Here is an 18,047-nt window from a genome sequence, read left to right as displayed (position 1 = left end):
AGCATGCCTTGAGTTGTGGCAAAGTGCCAGTCCCGCCTGGCTGGACTGCCCCAGCGCATTCAGGTAGCTTTGCCGGTTACGCGGGGGCGTTCCAGCCCCAGACATTCAGGCTTTTTCCGCTCGCCGGCATTGATAATAGTCAACGGCCCGCGCGGCGCATGGCCTGGCACGGGCTTCGTCCGCTTAATTCATCCGTCACTGACGCTAGGTTCACCATGGCTCAATACGTCTTCACCATGCATCGGCTGGGAAAAGTTGTTCCGCCGAAGCGGGAAATCCTGAAAAACATTTCACTGTCCTTTTTTCCGGGCGCCAAGATCGGCGTGCTTGGCCTTAACGGTTCGGGTAAGTCCACGCTGCTGAAAATCATGGCCGGCGTCGACACCGAGTTCGAAGGCGAAGCCCGCCCGATGCCCGAACTGAACATCGGTTACCTGCCCCAGGAGCCGATCCTGGACCCGACCAAGACCGTACGTGAAGTGGTCGAGGAAGCGGTCGCCGTGATCAAGAACGCCCAGGCCCGCCTGGACGAAGTCTACGCCGCTTACGCCGAGGAAGATGCCGACTTCGACAAGCTGGCCGCTGAACAGGCCAAGCTCGAGGCGATCCTGCAGGCCAGCGACGGTCACAACCTGGAGCGCCAGCTGGAAGTCGCCGCCGACGCGCTGCGCCTGCCGGCGTGGGACGCCAAGGTCGAATTCCTGTCCGGCGGTGAAAAACGCCGTGTGGCCCTGTGCCGCCTGCTGCTGTCGGCTCCCGACATGTTGCTGCTCGACGAACCGACCAACCACTTGGACGCCGATTCTGTCGCCTGGCTGGAACACTTCCTTCACGACTTCCCAGGCACCGTGGTTGCGATCACGCACGACCGCTACTTCCTGGACAACGTCGCCGGCTGGATCCTCGAGCTCGACCGTGGCGCCGGTATCCCTTACGAGGGTAACTACTCCGGTTGGCTGGAAGCCAAGTCTGATCGTCTGGCCGCCGAATCCAAGCAGCAATCGGCCCATGAAAAAGCCATGAAGGAAGAACTGGAGTGGGTGCGCAAGGGCGCCAAGGCTCGCCAGTCCAAATCCAAGGCCCGTCTGCAGCGCTTTGAAGAAATGCAGTCGCAGGAATTCCAGAAGCGCAGCGAAACCAACGAGATCTACATCCCGGCCGGCCCGCGCCTGGGTGACAAGGTCATCGAATTCAAGAACGTGAGCAAAGGCTACGGCGACCGTGTGTTGATCGACAACCTGTCGTTCTCCATGCCAAAAGGCGCAATCGTCGGCGTTATCGGCGGTAACGGTGCGGGTAAATCCACGCTGTTCCGCATGCTGATGGGCAAGGAAACCCCGGACTCCGGCAGCATCGAGATCGGCGAAACCGTGCAACTGGCCTGTGTGGACCAGAGCCGCGACGACCTCGACGGCAGCAAGACGGTGTTCCAGCAGATTTCCGACGGATCCGACCAGATCCGTATCGGCAACTACGAAATCCCGTCGCGCACCTATGTCGGCCGCTTCAACTTCAAGGGCGGCGACCAGCAGAAGTTCGTCAAGGACCTGTCCGGTGGTGAGCGTGGTCGCTTGCACCTGGCCCTGACCTTGAAAGAAGGCGGCAACGTCTTGCTGCTCGACGAACCGTCCAACGACCTCGACGTTGAAACCCTGCGCTCCCTGGAAGAAGCTCTGCTGGACTTCCCGGGCGCCGCCATTGTGATCTCTCACGATCGGTGGTTCCTTGACCGCGTTGCCACCCATATCCTGGCTTACGAGGATGATTCGCAAGCGTTGTTCTTCGAGGGCAACTACACCGAGTATGAAGCCGACCGCAAGAAGCGTTTGGGCGACGCGGCGGCCCAGCCGCACCGGGTACGCCACAAGAAACTGGCCTGATTCGGCAACAGGCGCCGCCTCGGCAGCGCCTGTACGGAGCAGCCTGTAGAAAAATACCCCTCGCGCAGGGGTATTTTTTTGCCCGGATTATGCCGGCGGCGCCAGCGCCGGCCGGCCTTGCAGCAATTCACCGACCACCCCCATGAACGCCTCGACCAACAGCGAGCGTGACTGTGAGCGAGTGAGGATCAGCAGGTGCACCCAGGCTTCGGGGTCTGCCAACGGTCGGTAGACCACGCCTTGCCTGGCCAGGGTGCGGGTGCACTGGGGCACCAGCGAGACACCCTGGCCTGCCGCCACCAGGGCGATGATCGAGGTGATCTGGCGCCCCGCAGGGCCCGGGCGCAGCGCCAGGCCGTGGCGTTGATACAGGTGCTCGATGGAACCGTTGAGGCCTGAACCGTAATCGCTGGGGAACAGAATCAACGGGAACTCGCTGAGCTGGGCGAGGGTGACTTCGGCCTGGCCAGCCAATGGGTTGTCGCTGCAAAGCGCCGCCACCAGGGGTTCTTGCCCCAACGACAACACCTCGACGTCGGCTTGCCCGGGCTCCGGCAGCAGGCGGCTCATGCCGATGTCGATGCGGCCGTCCAGCACATGCGCGTGCAGGCTGCCGGAAGCGCTTTCCACCAGGGTCAGTTGCACCTCGGGAAAACGCTGGGCGAAGGCTTGCAGGGTTTGGCTGAACAGCTCCGACAGCGCGATCGAGCTGGCATACCCCACGACCAGTTGGCCGGTCGAGCCGGCGGCCAGCTTGGCGGCAATGTCCTGCGCAAGCCGGGCGTGCTCCAGCGCCGCGCGGGCATAGGGTAGAAAGTGCCGGCCCTGGGCGGTCAGCGTGACCGTGCGGCTGGTGCGGTCAAACAGGCGAAAGCCGAGCTCGGTTTCCAGGGCCGAGATCTGCCGGGTCAGGGGCGGCTGGGCAAGGTGCAGGCGCTGGGCCGCGCGACCGAAGTGCAGCTCTTCGGCGACCGTCAGGAAGTAACGTAACTTGCGTAGATCAAGCATTCTGTTTCCTGGGTATTGATCGGTCCGAATTCGGTATTGGTATTCGCCACGCTGCGCATTCTATAAAGATCCTCGACAATAAGACGAGAGGTCCCATGAACCCGCGCCTGCATCATGCCCGCTTTGCCGTGTTTCTGTGTGGCTGTGCGGCGTTTCTCAATCTCTACGCGACCCAGAGCATCCTGCCTGTGTTTGCCGAAAGCTTCCAGGTGAGCGCCCGGCAGGCCGGGTGGAGCATTACGGTGACTACCCTGGCAGTGGCTTTGGCTGCGCCTTTTGTCGGGCGCCTGACCGGGCGTTTCGAGCAACGCAACGTGATTGTCGTGGCCGCGTTGCTGTTGGCGCTGCCGGCGCTGCTGACGGCCTATGTGGACAGTTTTGCCGAGCTGCTGGTGTGGCGGTTTATCGAGGGTATGTTGATCCCGGTGGTATTCGCCACCAGCGTGGCCTATATCGGCGACCGCTGGCGCGCAGCGAGCGTCACCGAGATCACCAGCCTCTACGTCGCAGGTACGGTACTCGGCGGGTTTGCCGGGCGCTTTGTCTCGGGGGTCATGACCCAGTATGTCGGTTGGCGGGAAGCCTTCGAGCTGCTGGCGGTGATCAGCCTGGCGGTCGGTCTGCTGATCCTGTTGCTGCTGCCGGCCAATCCAGTGGCGCGTCCCGGCGTCGGGGGCGTGGGCGCGCGCGGGGTACGCTGGCTGCTGCGCAAACCCTTGATGGCGGCCTATGGCGTCGGTTTCTGCGTGCTGTTCTCACAAGTCGCGACCTTTACCTATGCCGGGCTGTATCTCAGCCAGGCACCGTTCAACCTGGGCGCCGCAGCCTTGGGGACACTGTATGCCGTGTTCCTGCTGGCGCTGGTGGTCATTCCCATTGCGGGGCGCTTGAGCAAGTCGCGACCGCAATCTCAGCTACTGAGCGGCGCCGTGGCGCTCGGCCTCTGCGGTTCGGCCCTGACCTTGTTGCCGTCCCTGTGGTTGATCGTGCTGGGCCTGGCCCTGAGTTCGACCGGCGTATTCCTGGCCCAGGCCTGTGCCAATGCGTACATCGCCACCACGGCCGGGCAGGACAAGTCCGGCGCCGTGGGCCTGTACCTGACCGGCTATTACCTGGGCGGCAGCGCCGGTGCAGTGGCCCCGGCGCTGCTCTGGGAGCAGTGGGGCTGGCCGGGCTGCGTGGCATTGATCGCAGGCTTTCAACTGTTGTCGCTGGTAATCGCCCTGCTGGGCTGGAAACCGGTAGACACCCAGGCGCTGATCGCCGGCCAACGCGGCAAACCGGCCTGATGTTTCATCCAATAATGGACTATGAGAGGTGAATATGACTGACACCGTGATCAAGCGCAGCCAGTTGCTGAAGATCGTCGAACCGGTATTGAATGACATGCCGGCCAGTACCTTGCGGCATGCCCTGTTCGAAGCCTTTTGGGCTCAGGAAGAGGCGCTGATGGTTATCGAAGAGGCTTTTGCGCGACTCACCTCGCGTCGGCATTCGCCGGCGGTGCTGCGCAAGTTCTTCGCCAGTTGGTCCAAGACCAATAATTCTGCGGCCAGTGTGTCCGGCCTGGCCAACCGGATTACCTTGCTGGCGCGTTCCGACGCCGGCTCCACCGCCGCGGCGCAGCTGTACCGTGCCTGCGGCAGCCTGCAGCGCATTACCGATGAAGACTTGGGCGCGTTGGGCAACACCGTGCACGCGGACCTTTTCTACACCATGGCGACCGCGCTGTGCGGCGATGACCAGTGGATGTTGAAGGACAACTGCCTGCCCTCGGCGCAGGCGTTCAAGGATTGGACCGACAGCCGTCGCCTGCGTGATCGCGACCTGCTGCAGGGGCTGCTGACCACGCTGATCCACGAGGTGTACACCCACGGCGAAGTGGAGTTCATCCATCCGTTGTACTCGCAGTGGTTCGTGCGCGACATGGGCGTGCCGCCGGAAAGATCGCGTGCGACGGTGGCCTGGGTCACCGTGCACACCGGCGGCACCGAGAGCGACCATTTCGCCCATGCGGTGGCGGCGGTGAACGAGTTCACCGCCGCCCTGCAGATTGAGGCGGACCCCGCCACGGCGCGCGGTATTTTTGCCGAATACCTGCAGCGTAAAGCCGGCGTGATGAACGATTGCGCGCAATTGCTGGGTTGACCCGGCGTTTTACCTGAGAGCCACTGACCCGGATGAACACCCTGAAGCAAACCGCAGCCCCGTCGTTGTCACCGCCTGACCAGGCAACTGTGCGCCGCCGCTCCCTGGTGGCCGGTTGTGGCGCGCATGCCGTGCACGACGGCCTGACCGATGTAATTTATGTGCTGTTGCCAATCTGGCAGGCGCAGTTCGGCCTCAGCTACGCCCAGGTCGGCCTGTTGCGCGGGGCCTATGCGGGCATGATGGCCGGCTTCCAGTTACTGGCCAGTCGCGCTGCGGCACGCTGGGGGCGCCAGCGCTTGCTGGTGGGCGGCACTGCGCTGGCGGGCTTGGCCTATCTGCTGGCGGGCCAGGCCGGTGGGCTGGCGGTGTTGCTGGTGGCGCTGCTTCTGGGCGGGCTGGGCGCAAGTACGCAGCACCCGCTGGCCTCGTCGTTGATCACCGATGCCCACGAGGCGGGCGGGGAGGCGGGCGGGGGCGTCAAGCAAGCGCTGTCGCAGTACAACTTCAGTGGAGATATCGGCAAAACCCTGATCCCCGGGTTGATCGGCCTGTTGCTGGCGGTCATCAGTTGGCGCGCCAGTGTCACCCTGCTGGGTGTACTCGGGCTGCTGGCGGCAGGCTTGTTGTGGTGGCTGATTCCGGCGCGCACCGAGGGTTTGGCGGCGCCGCCCAAAGCCACCCGTGCGGGCGGCGGCACCGGCTCCGTGAGCGGCCTGCGTGCGCTGATCCTGACCGGCACGCTGGACAGCGCGGTGCGCATGGGATTTCTCACGTTCCTGCCGTTTTTGCTCAAGGCCAAGGGGGTCGGGCCTGCGGGGATCGGTTTGGCGCTGACGATGCTGTTCGTGGGAGGCGCCTTCGGCAAACTGTTGTGCGGTTACCTGGGGGCGCGTATCGGCATGATGAAGACGGTGTGGGTCACGGAGTTCACCACGGCGCTGCTGATCGTCATGGCGGTATACCTGCCCTACGCCGGTTTGATGGTGATGTTGCCGCTGCTGGGGCTGGTGCTCAATGGCACGTCGTCGGTGCTCTACGGCGCGGTGCCGGACCTGGCGGGGCCGGGCAGGCGCGACCAGGCTTTTGCAGTGTTCTACACCGGCACCATCGGCGGCGGCGCCTTGGCGCCGGTGCTGTTCGGCAGCCTGGGGGATGCCACCGGCGTGCCCCTGGCCGTTTTGCTGCTGGCCGCCACCTTGTTGCTCACCCTGCCGCTGTCCTGGCGGGTTCAACGAGGGCTGGAGGCTCAGGCCCGGTAGGGCGAACGAATTTTTCAGCGTGTTCTGGCAGGTATAACAATGAACAACAGTGAACCGTCTGCCGTGTCATTGCCGTTGTCCCGGCGTGCGCAACGTCTGCGCGCACCGGGCACGTCCAGCATGCGCAGCAAAGCCAATGCCTTGAAAGAAGCCGGCGTCAACGTGATCAATTTTGCCGCTGGTGAATTGTCCTTCGATGCCTGCCCGGCGATGAAAGCCGCCGTGAGCGATGCGCTGGCCAATGCACGCAACCGCTATACGCCGCCCATCGGCCTGCCCCAACTGCGCCAGGCGCTGGCGCAGCAGGTCACTCAGCGCTGCGAGGTGAATTACGCCGCCGATGAAGTGGCGGTGACCGCCGGAGCCAAGCAGGCGCTGTATAACGCCGCGATGGTGCTGCTCGATCCGGGGGATGAAGTCATCGTTGCGGTGCCGTACTGGGAAACCTTCCCCACCCAGATCCAGCTCGCCGGTGGCGTTCCGGTCTATGTCGATACCGCTGCGGATGACTACCGCCTCACCTGCGCGGCGGTGGAAAACGCCCTGACCCCACGCACCCGCATGATTGTGATCAACACCCCGAACAATCCGACGGGCACGGTTTATCAGCGTGAACAACTGTTGGGGATTGCCCGGCTCGCGTTCAAACACCGGCTCTGGGTGGTGTTCGACGAGTGCTACCGCAAGCTGGTGCGCGCGCCCCATGAACATCACAACATCGTGTCGCTGTTTGCGCCGCTCAAGCACCAGACGGTGCTGGTCGATTCGTTTTCCAAGAGCCACGCGGTCACTGGCTGGCGGGTAGGGTATGCGTGCGCACCCGCCCCGGTCATCGCCGCCATGCACAACCTGCAAGGGCACACGACGTCAAACCCCAGCAGCCTGTCCCAATACGCCGCGCTCGGCAGCCTGATGGCTGACGCGCCGCACTTTACCCAGCAGATCAATGCCTTCCTCGACCAGCAGTTGCTCGCAGCCTGCACTTGCCTGGGGCATGTGGATGACATTACCTGCGCCCCGCCGGAGGGCGCGTTCTATCTGTTTATCGATGTGTCGCGCAAATTGGGTGGCCGCTACCTGGGCACCGTTATCCGTGACGTCGACCACCTGGCCGATCTGTTATTGACCGAGGCCCATATCGCGGTGGTGCCCGGCTCCGGCTGTGGCGACCGCAACAGCATCCGCATTTCCTACGCCGTTGAGCATGAAGCGTTGATCGAAGGCCTCACGCGCTTTGCCCGCTTCATGTCAGAAGTCGTTGCGCATTAACCCCACCCAAAAGGATATGAGCCGTGGAAAATCTGAGCCGCCAATTTATCGGGTACGTGAACCAGGCACTGGTGGATGTCGAGGACCGACATCTGGCCCAGGCCCTGCTCAGCGGTTTCAACAGCCAGCCCGCCGAGCTGGACAGGTACTGCGAGACTTATGTCGACATGACCTCCAGTAACTGGAGCGAGTCGTCGCTGTGTACGTTCTTCTGTGGCTGGCGCAGCCCGGACGGCGCCGCCCATGCCGTCTCGAGCATCATCGTGCGCATCCTTCAGGAGTCGGCATCCCTGGCCGATGACGCTCGGCTGAAGATGCTCGAAGCGGCGGCCCACTGTGGGGAGATCATCGTCGAGGACATCGGACTGGGCGAAATGCACGGGCATCCGCACCACTCCAAGCTGTATTACCGCATGGCTTCGGCGATCTGCGGCTCGGATGAATGGCGCCTGCAGGACAAGTTCCTGGACCCGATCACCAAGGAGTTTTCCGGTTGGGTCGGGGAAAAACGCCCATTGGCGCCGCAGCTCATCGAAGCGCTGGAAATGATGGCCATGACGGAGTTGTTCAACACCGGCGAGTACAACCTGATGACGCCGTTATGGAAACAATGGTTGCGCGATGTGCGCGGGTACAGCGCTGGTGAGGCCAGCCGCGTGGCGAGCTTTCTCAGCGTGCACTGCGGCAGCGTGGAAGCGCGCCATTTCAGGCACGCGGCAGAGGCGTTACGGCTTTACGCCAGCGCCACCGGGCAGGCCGTGGATTACAGCCGTATCGCGCAGCTATCCAGGGAGTACGTGGCCAGGGCCTGTGAACATCTGCAGAAAATGGCATCTGTACTCAAGTGTGAACAGCCCGCCTGGGATTGAGCTGTCCGATAACTCCCGTTGTGCCGCTGACATGGAGCCTGAACCTATGATGGATACCGACGCGCGCCGACGCCCTCTGTCGGCGCTACTGGATAGCAATCGTTGCCTGCGCGTACTCGAAGCCCATAGCCCGATATCGGCATTGCTCGCGCAGCGCGCTCGGCTGGAAATCAGCCCAGGGCATACGGTGGGGTATGACGCCATCTGGTCGAGTTCGCTGACCGACTCGACACAGCGGGGGTTACCCGATATCGAGATTCTTTCGCCCAGCAACCGCTTGCCCGGGATCCGCGAAATATTTGATGTGTGTTCGCTGCCGCTGATATTCGATGCCGATACCGGCGGCAAGGCCGAGCATCTCGCGATTCATATCAAGATGCTGGAGCGCGCGGGCGTCTCGGCGGTGGTGATCGAAGACAAGTGCGGCTTGAAGAAAAACTCATTGTTCGGCACCGAGGTCGACCAGGCGCAGGAGTCCATCGAGGTATTTTGCGCCAAGCTCCAGGCCGGCTGCGCCAGTCGCACTGGCTCAGGGCTGATGCTGATTGCGCGGTGTGAAAGCCTGATCCTGGATCGCGGCATGGAGGAAGCGATGGCGCGATGCCTGGCGTATGTGGAGGCGGGGGCGGATGGCATCATGATCCACAGTCGCAGGCAGGATGGCCTGGAAATCCTTGAGTTCGCCAGGCAGTTTCGTCTGCAACGGCCCAAGGTTCCGCTGATTTGCGTGCCGACCAGTTATGTTCACCTGAAATTCGAGGTGCTGGAGCAGGCAGGTTTCAACGCGGTGATTTATGCCAACCATATGTTGCGCAGTGCCTACCTGGCCATGCGCGATACCGCTTTGGGCATACTCGCCCATGGCAGGACGTTGGAGCTGGAGCCGCGCTGTCTGGGCATCAACGAGATACTCGATCTGGTGCCCGGGACGCGGTAATGCGATGCGCGGGGCTGTCGTCCAACCTTTCACTCATTGGTGCATGTGTCGGGTTGAAATCCCTGTTTCAGGGCGAAATACGCCAGTTATTTATAGAAATGCACCATTTAAATTCATAAAAGCGACATTTTGCCCTGTCGCGGTGCGAAATGAATTGCTACAGTCCGGCTCAATCTCTGTTTAACAACAATCATTTTGCCGAGACTTTTCATGCACGAATCCGTCGAATCCTTCCTTGCCCGCCTCAAGAAACGCGACCCCGACCAACCGGAATTCCATCAGGCCGTAGAAGAAGTCCTGCGCAGTCTGTGGCCGTTTCTTGAAACCAACCCCCACTACCTGACCTCGGGAATTCTGGAGCGCATCTGCGAGCCGGAACGTGCGATTAGCTTTCGGGTTTCGTGGGTGGACGATCAGGGCAAGGTCCAGGTCAATCGCGGTTTCCGTATCCAGATGAACAGTGCCATTGGCCCTTACAAAGGCGGTTTGCGCTTTCATCCTTCGGTGAACCTGGGCGTGCTGAAATTCCTCGCCTTCGAGCAAACCTTCAAGAACTCCCTGACCTCACTGCCCATGGGCGGTGGCAAAGGCGGCTCGGACTTCGACCCCAAGGGCAAGAGCGACGCCGAAGTCATGCGTTTCTGCCAGGCGTTCATGAGCGAGCTGTACCGCCATATCGGTGCCGACGTGGACGTACCGGCCGGAGATATCGGCGTGGGCGCCCGTGAAATCGGCTTCCTGTTCGGCCAGTACAAACGCCTGAGCAACCAGTTCACCTCGGTGTTGACCGGCAAGGGCATGACCTACGGCGGCAGTCTGATCCGCCCGGAAGCCACGGGTTTTGGCTGTGTGTACTTCGCTGAAGAAATGCTCAAGCGCGACGGCCAGCGGGTCGAAGGCAAGCGCGTGGCCATCTCCGGTTCGGGCAATGTGGCGCAATACGCGGCGCGCAAAGTGATGGACCTGGGAGGCAAGGTGATTTCCCTGTCGGACTCCGAAGGCACGCTGTACGCCGAGAGCGGGTTGACCGAAGAGCAATGGTCAGCCCTGCTCGCGCTGAAAAACGTGCAGCGCGGCCGCATCAGTGAACTGGCCGAGCGTTTCGGCCTGGAATTTCGCCAAGGCCAAAGCCCCTGGGCGCTGGCGTGCGATATCGCGCTGCCCTGCGCCACCCAGAACGAACTCGACGCCGACGCTGCCCGCGCCCTGTTGCGCAACGGCTGCATCTGCGTCGCCGAAGGCGCCAACATGCCGACCACCCTTGAAGCGGTGGATATCTTTATCGAGGCAGGCATTCTGTTCGCGCCGGGCAAGGCGTCGAATGCCGGAGGCGTGGCCGTGAGTGGCCTGGAGATGTCGCAGAATGCCATGCGCCTGCTATGGACCGCCGGCGAGGTGGACAGCAAGCTGCACAGCATCATGCAGTCGATCCACCATGCCTGCGTGCATTACGGCGAAGAAAATGGCCGGGTCAACTATGTGAAGGGCGCAAACATCGCAGGCTTCGTCAAAGTCGCCGAAGCGATGCTGGCCCAGGGCATCGTCTAGACCCCGGGCTCGATACGCAACACTTCGATCAACTGATCGCCAACGGGGCGCTGCCACAGCACCTCGTCCCCCACCTGGGCGCCGAGCAACGCGCGCCCGAGGGGCGAACCCCAGTTGATCAAGCCTGCGTTGGCATCGGCCTGATCTTCGCCGACCAACTGGATGCGCTGCTGCTCGTCCTGCTCGTTGGCGAAGGTCACCCAGCTGCCGATCTGTACTTTGTCCGTAGAAGTGGCTGGCACGACGACCTGGGCGCTTTGTACCCGCTGGTTGAAGTAGCGCAAATCCCGCTCAAGGTCGGCCTGGCGTTGCTTGTCAGCCTTTTCGCCCTTGGCGGATTCGGTGCTGTATTCCTGCTGCAACTGCGCAACCTTGGCCTGCAACTGCTCCAATCCCTGCGCGGTCAAGCGATTGGGTTGGGCACTGACCTGGCGCTCCACCGGCTGATCAGCCTGGGCGGCGGCGTTGTCTTCATTTACAAAAGCTCGGCTCATGATGTTCTCCCTCAATGGAGCTTGGGCCATGTTCGCCGCGCGATCGTTCCCACGCTCTGCGTCCGCTTCTAACGCGGCGCGCTATTGCGAGCGATAAGCCTTGGCCGCATCGCGATCTTTCTCCTGCTGCCATTCGTGCTCGCGGTCATCCCTGCGGTTGTCCTGGTAGTCCCGCAGCTCCTCGTTCTCGCGCATGGCCTTGCACTGGCGGAAACCGTCTTCCCAGCCTTCGGCGTACTGCCGGTCTTTCAGATAGCGGGGCACGTTCTTGCGAAACTCCCCGGTAATCACCCCAGCGGCCTGGCGACCGCTGCTGCAACCGTCGTCGAAGCCATCGGCAAAGGCCGGGGGATAACCCTTGGCCAGCAAATCCTGATGGGTTGTCTGGCAGCCCGACAACCACACCACCACAGACAGCATTAGCGCAGACCGCCACATGGCGTACTCCCTGGCCGATTTACGGCTGATAGGGGGAAGTCTAGTCAGGGATTTGTCAGATGTATGTGAAAGGGGAGTCGGCGGGATGTGGGTTGTGCAAAGTGATCGTTCCCACGCTCTGCGTGGGAATGCCTCCTGGGTCGCTCCGCGTCCCGCCAACCGCTGCACGTTTGGATTACTGCGCACAGGTGACGCGGAGCGTCACGGGCTGCATTCCCACGCGGGAGCGTGGGAACGATCTTCTCCGGCAAATTTTGTTCATGCATAAATAAGTGTGGGAGGGGGTATGAATCAGTAGTGGTACCACTTCACTTCGAGCATCACTTCATTCACCGGTGTCGACAAGTGGCTGTACTCGCGCTGGGCGCTCAGGCGCAGGCCCAGGTTGCGTGACAGCTCCCATTGCTGGTTGAGGCTGATGCTGCGCCGCACTTCGCCATTGGTGAAGAAATCGCCCTTGGCTTCCAGGCTCAGGTTGCCCAGCGGGTTCTTCCACAATAGGCCGGTGTTGAAGCCGGCAGCGGGGGAGATGGCTTCGCTGAAGTCATTGTTGTGTTCCACGCGCACCGTGCCGAGGGCGAAGCCGAGCATGTCGTCGCTCAACTGCCAGGTGCCGCCCGCGCCGCCGTTGACGTGGGCGACCAGGGTTTCGTCGTCGTGTTTACCCGGTACGCGCTCCAGGCCCCCGGTGACTTGCCATGACCAGGGTTGCAGCAGGGCGTTGCGTGGGGTCAGGGAGCGGATGGTGGCCAGGTCCAGTTGCTGCAATTGCCAGTGATTGCCTTCGTACTGGCGCAGTTTCATCTGCAGGATTTCGATTTGTGCGCCCAGGGGGAAGCCTTCGGCGTTGTCGTTTAGGTCGTGATAGGCCATGCGCAGGCCGTATTCACCGAAGGCTTTGTCGCCGCGGGTGCCGATGCCGGCCTGCCAGGTGCGCGATTCGTGGCCGTTCTCGGGCAGGCCGGGTGGGGTGATCTTCAGGTCGGGCGCAGGGTTCTGGTTGATCGCGCGCAGCAGTTCGAAGCTGCGCTGGGAGCGCGCAGTGTCGCGCTCCAGGCCGTTGGCGCGGTAGCGACCGAGGCGATAGGCGGCGTCGACGATCAGCGCCTGGCGCTCGCGGGACAGGGCTTTGAAGGCCGGCGCCTGCAATTGCTGCTGGTCATCGCTGATGTTGAGCACCCATTGTTGCTCATCGCCGTCCAGCGGTTTGGCACGTTCCAGCAGTTCGCGTTCACGGGAGGGGCGATAGTCGATCTTTTCCACCAGGCCCGCCTCCTTGACCGCTTTGACAGTGTCGGTGGGGATCGCCGTCAGCGGGAACTGCTCGGTCAGGCGCAGGCCGGGACGCGCCACTTGCAGCAGTTCCAGCAAGCGGTAGGAGCAGTTTTCGTCGAAAAAGAAATAGTCGAACTGGATCTGCTTGAGTTCCCACACATGCTCGACCATGCGCTTGGTCTCGACTTCTGTGAGGTTCAGGCGGTATTCCCACAGGTCACGGTTTTCCAGGCTGCGGTATTCGGAGAGTTTTTCCTGGTAGGGCACCAGCGCGAACAGGCCGGGGTAGCCGCCCATCAGGCCTTTCCAGGCATACAGAATGCTGTTGTCCGAGCCTTCGATATAGGCGCCGAAGTTGATCGCGTAGCTGAGCAGGGCGGTGTTGTTGCTTTGCACGTCAGCCTGGTCGATGCGCAGCAGGGTGTGGCCGAACATCGACGACGGGCTGTTGAGGTACGCCGCCGGGAAAATCATCACCGCGCTGTGGGGCGCGACGTCCGTGAACCATTGTTTGAATTCCTTGCAGTCCACGGCGGGCAGGTCGGTCAGTTGCAACTGGTCCTTGAGCCAGCGGGTGCGGGCGGGGTAGACGCATTGGACGTGCTTTTCACCCAGGCTGGCCGGTGCATAGAGCGCATCCACAGTGGCCTTGAGTTCGGCGTCCGGATGATGCGCCCCGTCGGCGGCGAGAAAGAATTTCTTGTCGCTGACATAGCTGCGCCAGCCACTGATCTTGCCGGCTTCGTAATGGCCCAGCGACAGCCAGAACGGGTCATTGGCCAGTTGCTGCAAACGTTGATCGTCGAGGTGCGGTGCCGCATGCAGCGGGGCGCAGGCGAAGAAAGCCAGGCAAGCGAGGCGTTTGAGCATGGGGGCTACTTAAGTCGGACTGAAAAAAAGACCCAAGGGGGGCAGGTCGAAAAAACAAAACCCGCGCCTCGAAAGGCGCGGGTGGGTCGAGCTTAAGCCTGGGTAGCGTATTTCGCCAGACGGGCATCACTTTTCAGTACGGCAATGGTGTTGTTGTGCACGTCGTCAGCGGTCACGTCAGCCTTGCTGAAGATCTGCTGGAAGTGCTCGTGGGTCACGGCCGCGAAGTGCTCGCGATCTTCCGGCGCCACGCCCAGTACCACGGCGTAGGTAGTCAGCGCTTCGCCGTTACCCTTGGCCATGTCTTCGGACAGCTCGTTCATCATGCCATTCATGGCAATCCAGGACTTGCCGCCGTAGGTCAGGGAACTGTTGGTGCTGCAACCGTTGGTGCCCGAGGTCATGCCGAAGGTGGCGTTACCTGAAGTGCCGTTGGTGGTGGAGGCCAGGAAGTGGGCCGGAGTACCGCGCTGGCCTTCGAACAACATGTTGCCCCAACCGCAGTTCGGGCCACCTGGTGCTTCTGCCATTGCATTGAGGGAGACGACGGTGAAGAGAGTACCAAGAAGGATCCGTTTCATAGCTTTGTTCTCTTTGTGTGCAAACCAATGGACAAGGGTTCAGGCGCTTCGCAGCACCCTAGGGGCCAGTTATTAGTCCAACCCGCGCAGTTTGGAGTTTAGGCACGTTCCTGGGGTTCCGTGATTTTTTATAAAACATTCAGTCTCGAACGATTTTTTTGTACACCGTGCGGGCTGTCTATGCTTTCCCAAAAGCGCGCCTTGCCAGAGCGCGCAACCGAGAGCCAGAATGCGCCCATCTGCCCCGCCTGATGTAAGGAAGCCCGATGCCTGATCCTGTTGCTGCCAGCTTGCGTCTAGCGCCCGAAGCGCTGACTCGCCCTTTTTCCGCTGAACAGTTCAGCTTCTCGACCACCAATGATCTGGAGCCCTTTCGCGGTGTGCTTGGCCAGGAACGTGCAGTTGAAGCATTGCAGTTCGGCGTGGCAATGCCACGTCCCGGTTACAACGTGTTTGTCATGGGCGAACCCGGTACCGGTCGCTTTTCATTCGTCAAACGTTACCTGAGGGCCGAAGGCAAGCGCCTGCAAACCCCGTCGGACTGGGTGTACGTGAATAATTTCGATGAGCCGCGCGAACCGCGTGCCCTGGAATTGCCAGGCGGCGCTGCGGCGGCGTTCATCGCCGATATCAACGGGTTGGTCGACAACCTGGTGGCGACCTTTCCGGCCGTCTTCGAACACCCGACGTATCAACAGCGCAAAAGCGCCATCGACCGGGCATTCAACCAGCGTTACGACAAGGCCCTGGATGTGATCGAGCGCCTGGCCCTGGAAAAAGACGTGGCGCTGTACCGCGACAGCTCCAACATTGCCTTTACCCCGATGCTCGATGGCAAGGCCCTGGACGAGGCCGAGTTCTCGCAGTTGCCGGAAATCGACCGCGAGCGTTTCCACACGGATATTTCCGAGCTGGAAGAGCGCCTCAACGAAGAGTTGGCGAGCCTGCCGCAGTGGAAGCGTGAGTCGAACAATCAACTGCGCCAGTTCAACGAAGAAACTATCACCCTGGCCCTGCAGCCTTTGCTCGCACCGTTGTCGGAAAAGTACGCAGAAAACGCCGCCGTCTGCGGTTATCTGCAGGCCATGCAGGTGTATCTGCTCAAAACCGTGGTCGAGCAATTGGTCGACGACGCCAAGACCGACGCCCAGGCCCGCAAGCTGCTGGAAGAGCAGTACTGCCCAAGCCTGGTGGTGGGCCATCCGGTCAACGGCGGCGCGCCGGTGGTCTTCGAGCCGCACCCGACCTACGACAACCTGTTCGGCCGTATCGAATACAGCACCGACCAGGGTGCGCTTTACACCACCTATCGTCAGCTGCGCCCAGGCGCGCTGCACCGTGCCAATGGTGGTTTCCTGATCCTGGAAGCGGAAAAAATGCTCAGCGAGCCGTTTGTGTGGGATGCGCTCAAGCGTTCCTTGCAATCGCGCAAATTGAAGATGGAGTCGCCGCTTGGCGAACTCGGGCGCCTGGCCACCGTCACGCTCAACCCGCAAATGATCCCGTTGCAGGTCAAGGTGATCATCATCGGCTCGCGCCAGCTGTACTACGCGTTGCAGGATGCCGATCCGGACTTCCAGGAAATGTTCCGGGTGCTGGTGGACTTCGACGAAGACATCCCGATGGTCGACGAAAGCCTGGAGCAGTTCGCCCAGTTGCTCAAAACCCGCACCTCGGAAGAAGGCATGGCGCCGCTGACGTCGGATGCGGTAGCGCGGCTGGCGACCTACAGCGCACGCCTGGCGGAGCACCAGGGCCGTTTGTCGGCGCGTATCGGCGATTTGTTCCAATTGGTCAGCGAGGCGGACTTCATTCGCCACCTGGCAGGCGACGAAATGACCGATGCCGGGCATATCGAGCGCGCGCTCAAGGCCAAGGCCACGCGCACCGGGCGCGTGTCGGCGCGGATTCTCGACGACATGCTCGCCGGGGTGATCCTGATCGACACCGCCGGCGCCGCCGTGGGCAAGTGCAACGGGCTGACGGTGCTGGAAGTCGGTGATTCGGCGTTCGGCGTACCGGCGCGGATTTCCGCCACGGTGTACCCCGGCGGCAGCGGTATCGTCGATATCGAACGTGAGGTCAACCTCGGCCAGCCGATTCACTCCAAGGGCGTGATGATCCTCACCGGTTACCTGGGCAGCCGTTATGCGCAGGAATTCCCGCTGGCGATCTCGGCGAGCATCGCGCTGGAACAGTCCTACGGTTACGTGGACGGCGACAGCGCGTCCCTGGGCGAAGCCTGCACCCTGATCTCAGCCTTGTCGAAAACGCCGCTCAAGCAGTGCTTTGCCATCACCGGCTCGATCAACCAGTTTGGTGAAGTGCAGGCAGTGGGTGGGGTTAACGAGAAGATCGAAGGCTTCTTCCGCCTGTGCGAAGCGCGCGGTTTGACCGGTGAACAGGGCGCGATCATTCCCAAGGCCAACGTGGCCACGCTGATGCTCGACGAAAAGGTCTTGCAAGCCGTGCGCGACGGGCAATTCCATATTTATGCGGTACGCCAGGCGGATGAAGCGTTGAGCCTGCTGGTGGGCGAGGATGCCGGTGAACCGGACGCCGAGGGGCAGTTCCCGGAAGGTACGGTCAATGCCCGCGTGGTGGAGCGTTTGCGCGCGATTGCGGAGATGATCAGCGAGGAAGACCTGAAGGAGGCGGAAAAGGAACTGGCGCAGCAGGCGCTGGCTGAGGCCAAGCCCAGCTGATTTCTTAAGGCCACCTGGAGCAAAAATGTGGGAGGGGGCTTGCCGCCTCCCACATTTAGATACGATACGATGATTCCCACGCTCCCGCGTGGGAATGTACCCCGTGACGCTCTGCGTCACTTTTGCGCAATTACCGAAACTTGCAGCGGTGGCGGGACGCGGAGCGTCCCAAGAGGCATTTCCACGCAGAGCGTGGGAACGATCAAAGTCAAACATACTGAGGCTGACACACCGCCATCGGGAGCAAGCTCCCTCCCACATTTAGTTTAGTGGGTGCCATTAAATTGACGACCGTCCGCAATCCAATGCCGTTGGTCCCTACCACCTTGGTCTGTCGCGTTTTTATTCTATTCTGAGAATCAGGGATATCCACAGGAGTCGCAGGATAGAAACAGCCTCGCCTTTGCGCTGGGGCTGAACGCCGATCTACCGAGGGTCGCCGCCATGCCGCGCAACCTTTGCCTTACCCGCCAGTGCCTGGGCCTGGAAACCCGTATCGAATGCTCCATTCGCCCCCTCGCCGGGGAAAACGGGTTGTGGACATTATTGTTCGCCGCCGGCATGTCGGGCGAACAGCCTTCTACGGTCAAGTCCCAAGGCCCGTTTCACGGGCCATTCGTGGCAGAAACCATGTTGGGCTCCATCGTCGACAACCTGACCCTGCATGGCTACGAGCAATTGGACGAGCCGCAGATCTGGTGCCTGCACCTGCAGGCCCATCTGCGCCAACTCAATGGCGGCCATGAGCAATTGGCCCTGTAAT

General features: G+C 61.7%; 15 protein-coding genes. 10 read left to right on the top strand and 5 right to left on the bottom strand.

Annotated features, from left to right (window positions below; genetic code table 11):
- Positions 1 to 215: 215 nt before the first annotated feature.
- On the top strand, positions 216 to 1,880 hold the full coding sequence (gene ettA, locus C4J90_RS22820) for an energy-dependent translational throttle protein EttA (protein WP_124420881.1): 1,665 nt from the start codon (positions 216 to 218) through the stop codon (positions 1,878 to 1,880).
- An 87-nt stretch (positions 1,881 to 1,967) separates the two neighbouring features.
- On the opposite strand, the gene C4J90_RS22815 is transcribed toward ettA, so the two are convergent.
- Positions 1,968 to 2,888, bottom strand: coding sequence for a LysR family transcriptional regulator (locus C4J90_RS22815; protein ID WP_124415640.1), 921 nt, complete (start codon positions 2,886 to 2,888; stop codon positions 1,968 to 1,970).
- A 95-nt stretch (positions 2,889 to 2,983) separates the two neighbouring features.
- Here C4J90_RS22815 and C4J90_RS22810 point away from each other — a divergent pair, with 95 nt between their 5' ends.
- The 7 genes from C4J90_RS22810 to gdhA all read left to right on the top strand — a co-directional run bounded on the left by C4J90_RS22810 (position 2,984) and on the right by gdhA (position 10,921).
- Complete coding sequence (locus C4J90_RS22810; RefSeq protein ID WP_124420880.1) at positions 2,984 to 4,177, top strand: MFS transporter; 1,194 nt, start codon at positions 2,984 to 2,986, stop codon at positions 4,175 to 4,177.
- A gap of 34 nt (positions 4,178 to 4,211) precedes the next feature.
- Positions 4,212 to 5,036, top strand: a complete 825-nt coding sequence (locus C4J90_RS22805; RefSeq protein ID WP_124420879.1) for a hypothetical protein — start codon at positions 4,212 to 4,214, stop codon at positions 5,034 to 5,036.
- Between the two features lie 32 nt (positions 5,037 to 5,068).
- Positions 5,069 to 6,298: an MFS transporter gene (locus tag C4J90_RS22800; protein ID WP_124420878.1), complete on the top strand. Its 1,230-nt coding sequence runs from the start codon at positions 5,069 to 5,071 to the stop codon at positions 6,296 to 6,298.
- Positions 6,299 to 6,337: 39 nt separating this feature from the next.
- Positions 6,338 to 7,567: a pyridoxal phosphate-dependent aminotransferase gene (locus tag C4J90_RS22795; RefSeq protein ID WP_124420877.1), complete on the top strand. Its 1,230-nt coding sequence runs from the start codon at positions 6,338 to 6,340 to the stop codon at positions 7,565 to 7,567.
- A gap of 23 nt (positions 7,568 to 7,590) precedes the next feature.
- Positions 7,591 to 8,436, top strand: a complete 846-nt coding sequence (locus C4J90_RS22790) for a hypothetical protein (RefSeq protein WP_124364480.1) — start codon at positions 7,591 to 7,593, stop codon at positions 8,434 to 8,436.
- A 46-nt stretch (positions 8,437 to 8,482) separates the two neighbouring features.
- The gene (gene aepX / locus C4J90_RS22785; protein ID WP_124364479.1) at positions 8,483 to 9,373 is read left to right on the top strand and encodes a phosphoenolpyruvate mutase; all 891 of its coding nucleotides are present in this window, start codon (positions 8,483 to 8,485) and stop codon (positions 9,371 to 9,373) included.
- Positions 9,374 to 9,583: 210 nt separating this feature from the next.
- Entirely contained in the window at positions 9,584 to 10,921 is a 1,338-nt protein-coding gene (gdhA, locus tag C4J90_RS22780; protein WP_124420876.1) for an NADP-specific glutamate dehydrogenase, read from the top strand.
- On the opposite strand, the gene C4J90_RS22775 is transcribed toward gdhA, so the two are convergent.
- The 4 genes from C4J90_RS22775 to C4J90_RS22760 all read right to left on the bottom strand — a co-directional run bounded on the left by C4J90_RS22775 (position 10,918) and on the right by C4J90_RS22760 (position 14,579).
- Positions 10,918 to 11,415, bottom strand: coding sequence for a GreA/GreB family elongation factor (locus C4J90_RS22775; protein WP_124420875.1), 498 nt, complete (start codon positions 11,413 to 11,415; stop codon positions 10,918 to 10,920). The genes gdhA and C4J90_RS22775 overlap by 4 nt on opposite strands.
- 81 nt (positions 11,416 to 11,496) lie before the next feature.
- A complete protein-coding gene (locus tag C4J90_RS22770; protein WP_124415633.1) occupies positions 11,497 to 11,853 on the bottom strand; it encodes a hypothetical protein in 357 nt (118 codons plus the stop codon).
- A gap of 291 nt (positions 11,854 to 12,144) precedes the next feature.
- Positions 12,145 to 13,998 carry a DUF4105 domain-containing protein gene (locus C4J90_RS22765; RefSeq protein WP_124420874.1) on the bottom strand — a complete coding sequence of 618 codons (1,854 nt, stop codon included), beginning with the start codon at positions 13,996 to 13,998 and terminating at the stop codon, positions 12,145 to 12,147.
- Positions 13,999 to 14,090: 92 nt separating this feature from the next.
- On the bottom strand, positions 14,091 to 14,579 hold the full coding sequence (locus C4J90_RS22760) for a DUF3015 domain-containing protein (protein WP_124364474.1): 489 nt from the start codon (positions 14,577 to 14,579) through the stop codon (positions 14,091 to 14,093).
- A gap of 266 nt (positions 14,580 to 14,845) precedes the next feature.
- On the opposite strand from C4J90_RS22760, the gene C4J90_RS22755 reads away from it, so the two are divergent.
- Positions 14,846 to 17,284: a Lon protease family protein gene (locus C4J90_RS22755; RefSeq protein WP_124368409.1), complete on the top strand. Its 2,439-nt coding sequence runs from the start codon at positions 14,846 to 14,848 to the stop codon at positions 17,282 to 17,284.
- Positions 17,285 to 17,728: 444 nt separating this feature from the next.
- Complete coding sequence (locus C4J90_RS22750; RefSeq protein ID WP_124364472.1) at positions 17,729 to 18,046, top strand: hypothetical protein; 318 nt, start codon at positions 17,729 to 17,731, stop codon at positions 18,044 to 18,046.
- Position 18,047 lies beyond the last annotated feature (1 nt).

Source organism: Pseudomonas sp. R2-60-08W, assembly GCF_003852335.1.
Classification (GTDB): Bacteria; Pseudomonadota; Gammaproteobacteria; order Pseudomonadales; family Pseudomonadaceae; genus Aquipseudomonas.
This window is presented reverse-complemented; position numbering and strand designations above follow the sequence as displayed.

Bases quoted from the DNA above. Each gene is read 5' to 3' on its own strand.
- C4J90_RS22775 (WP_124420875.1), bottom strand. From the start codon at position 11,415: ATGAGCCGAGCTTTTGTAAATGAAGACAACGCCGCCGCCCAGGCTGAT.
- C4J90_RS22815 (WP_124415640.1), bottom strand. From the start codon at position 2,888: ATGCTTGATCTACGCAAGTTACGTTACTTCCTGACGGTCGCCGAAGAG.
- C4J90_RS22750 (WP_124364472.1), top strand. From the start codon at position 17,729: ATGCCGCGCAACCTTTGCCTTACCCGCCAGTGCCTGGGCCTGGAAACC.
- aepX (WP_124364479.1), top strand. From the start codon at position 8,483: ATGATGGATACCGACGCGCGCCGACGCCCTCTGTCGGCGCTACTGGAT.
- C4J90_RS22760 (WP_124364474.1), bottom strand. From the start codon at position 14,579: ATGAAACGGATCCTTCTTGGTACTCTCTTCACCGTCGTCTCCCTCAAT.
- C4J90_RS22800 (WP_124420878.1), top strand. From the start codon at position 5,069: ATGAACACCCTGAAGCAAACCGCAGCCCCGTCGTTGTCACCGCCTGAC.
- C4J90_RS22795 (WP_124420877.1), top strand. From the start codon at position 6,338: ATGAACAACAGTGAACCGTCTGCCGTGTCATTGCCGTTGTCCCGGCGT.
- ettA (WP_124420881.1), top strand. From the start codon at position 216: ATGGCTCAATACGTCTTCACCATGCATCGGCTGGGAAAAGTTGTTCCG.
- C4J90_RS22765 (WP_124420874.1), bottom strand. From the start codon at position 13,998: ATGCTCAAACGCCTCGCTTGCCTGGCTTTCTTCGCCTGCGCCCCGCTG.
- C4J90_RS22770 (WP_124415633.1), bottom strand. From the start codon at position 11,853: ATGTGGCGGTCTGCGCTAATGCTGTCTGTGGTGGTGTGGTTGTCGGGC.
- C4J90_RS22755 (WP_124368409.1), top strand. From the start codon at position 14,846: ATGCCTGATCCTGTTGCTGCCAGCTTGCGTCTAGCGCCCGAAGCGCTG.
- C4J90_RS22810 (WP_124420880.1), top strand. From the start codon at position 2,984: ATGAACCCGCGCCTGCATCATGCCCGCTTTGCCGTGTTTCTGTGTGGC.
- gdhA (WP_124420876.1), top strand. From the start codon at position 9,584: ATGCACGAATCCGTCGAATCCTTCCTTGCCCGCCTCAAGAAACGCGAC.
- C4J90_RS22805 (WP_124420879.1), top strand. From the start codon at position 4,212: ATGACTGACACCGTGATCAAGCGCAGCCAGTTGCTGAAGATCGTCGAA.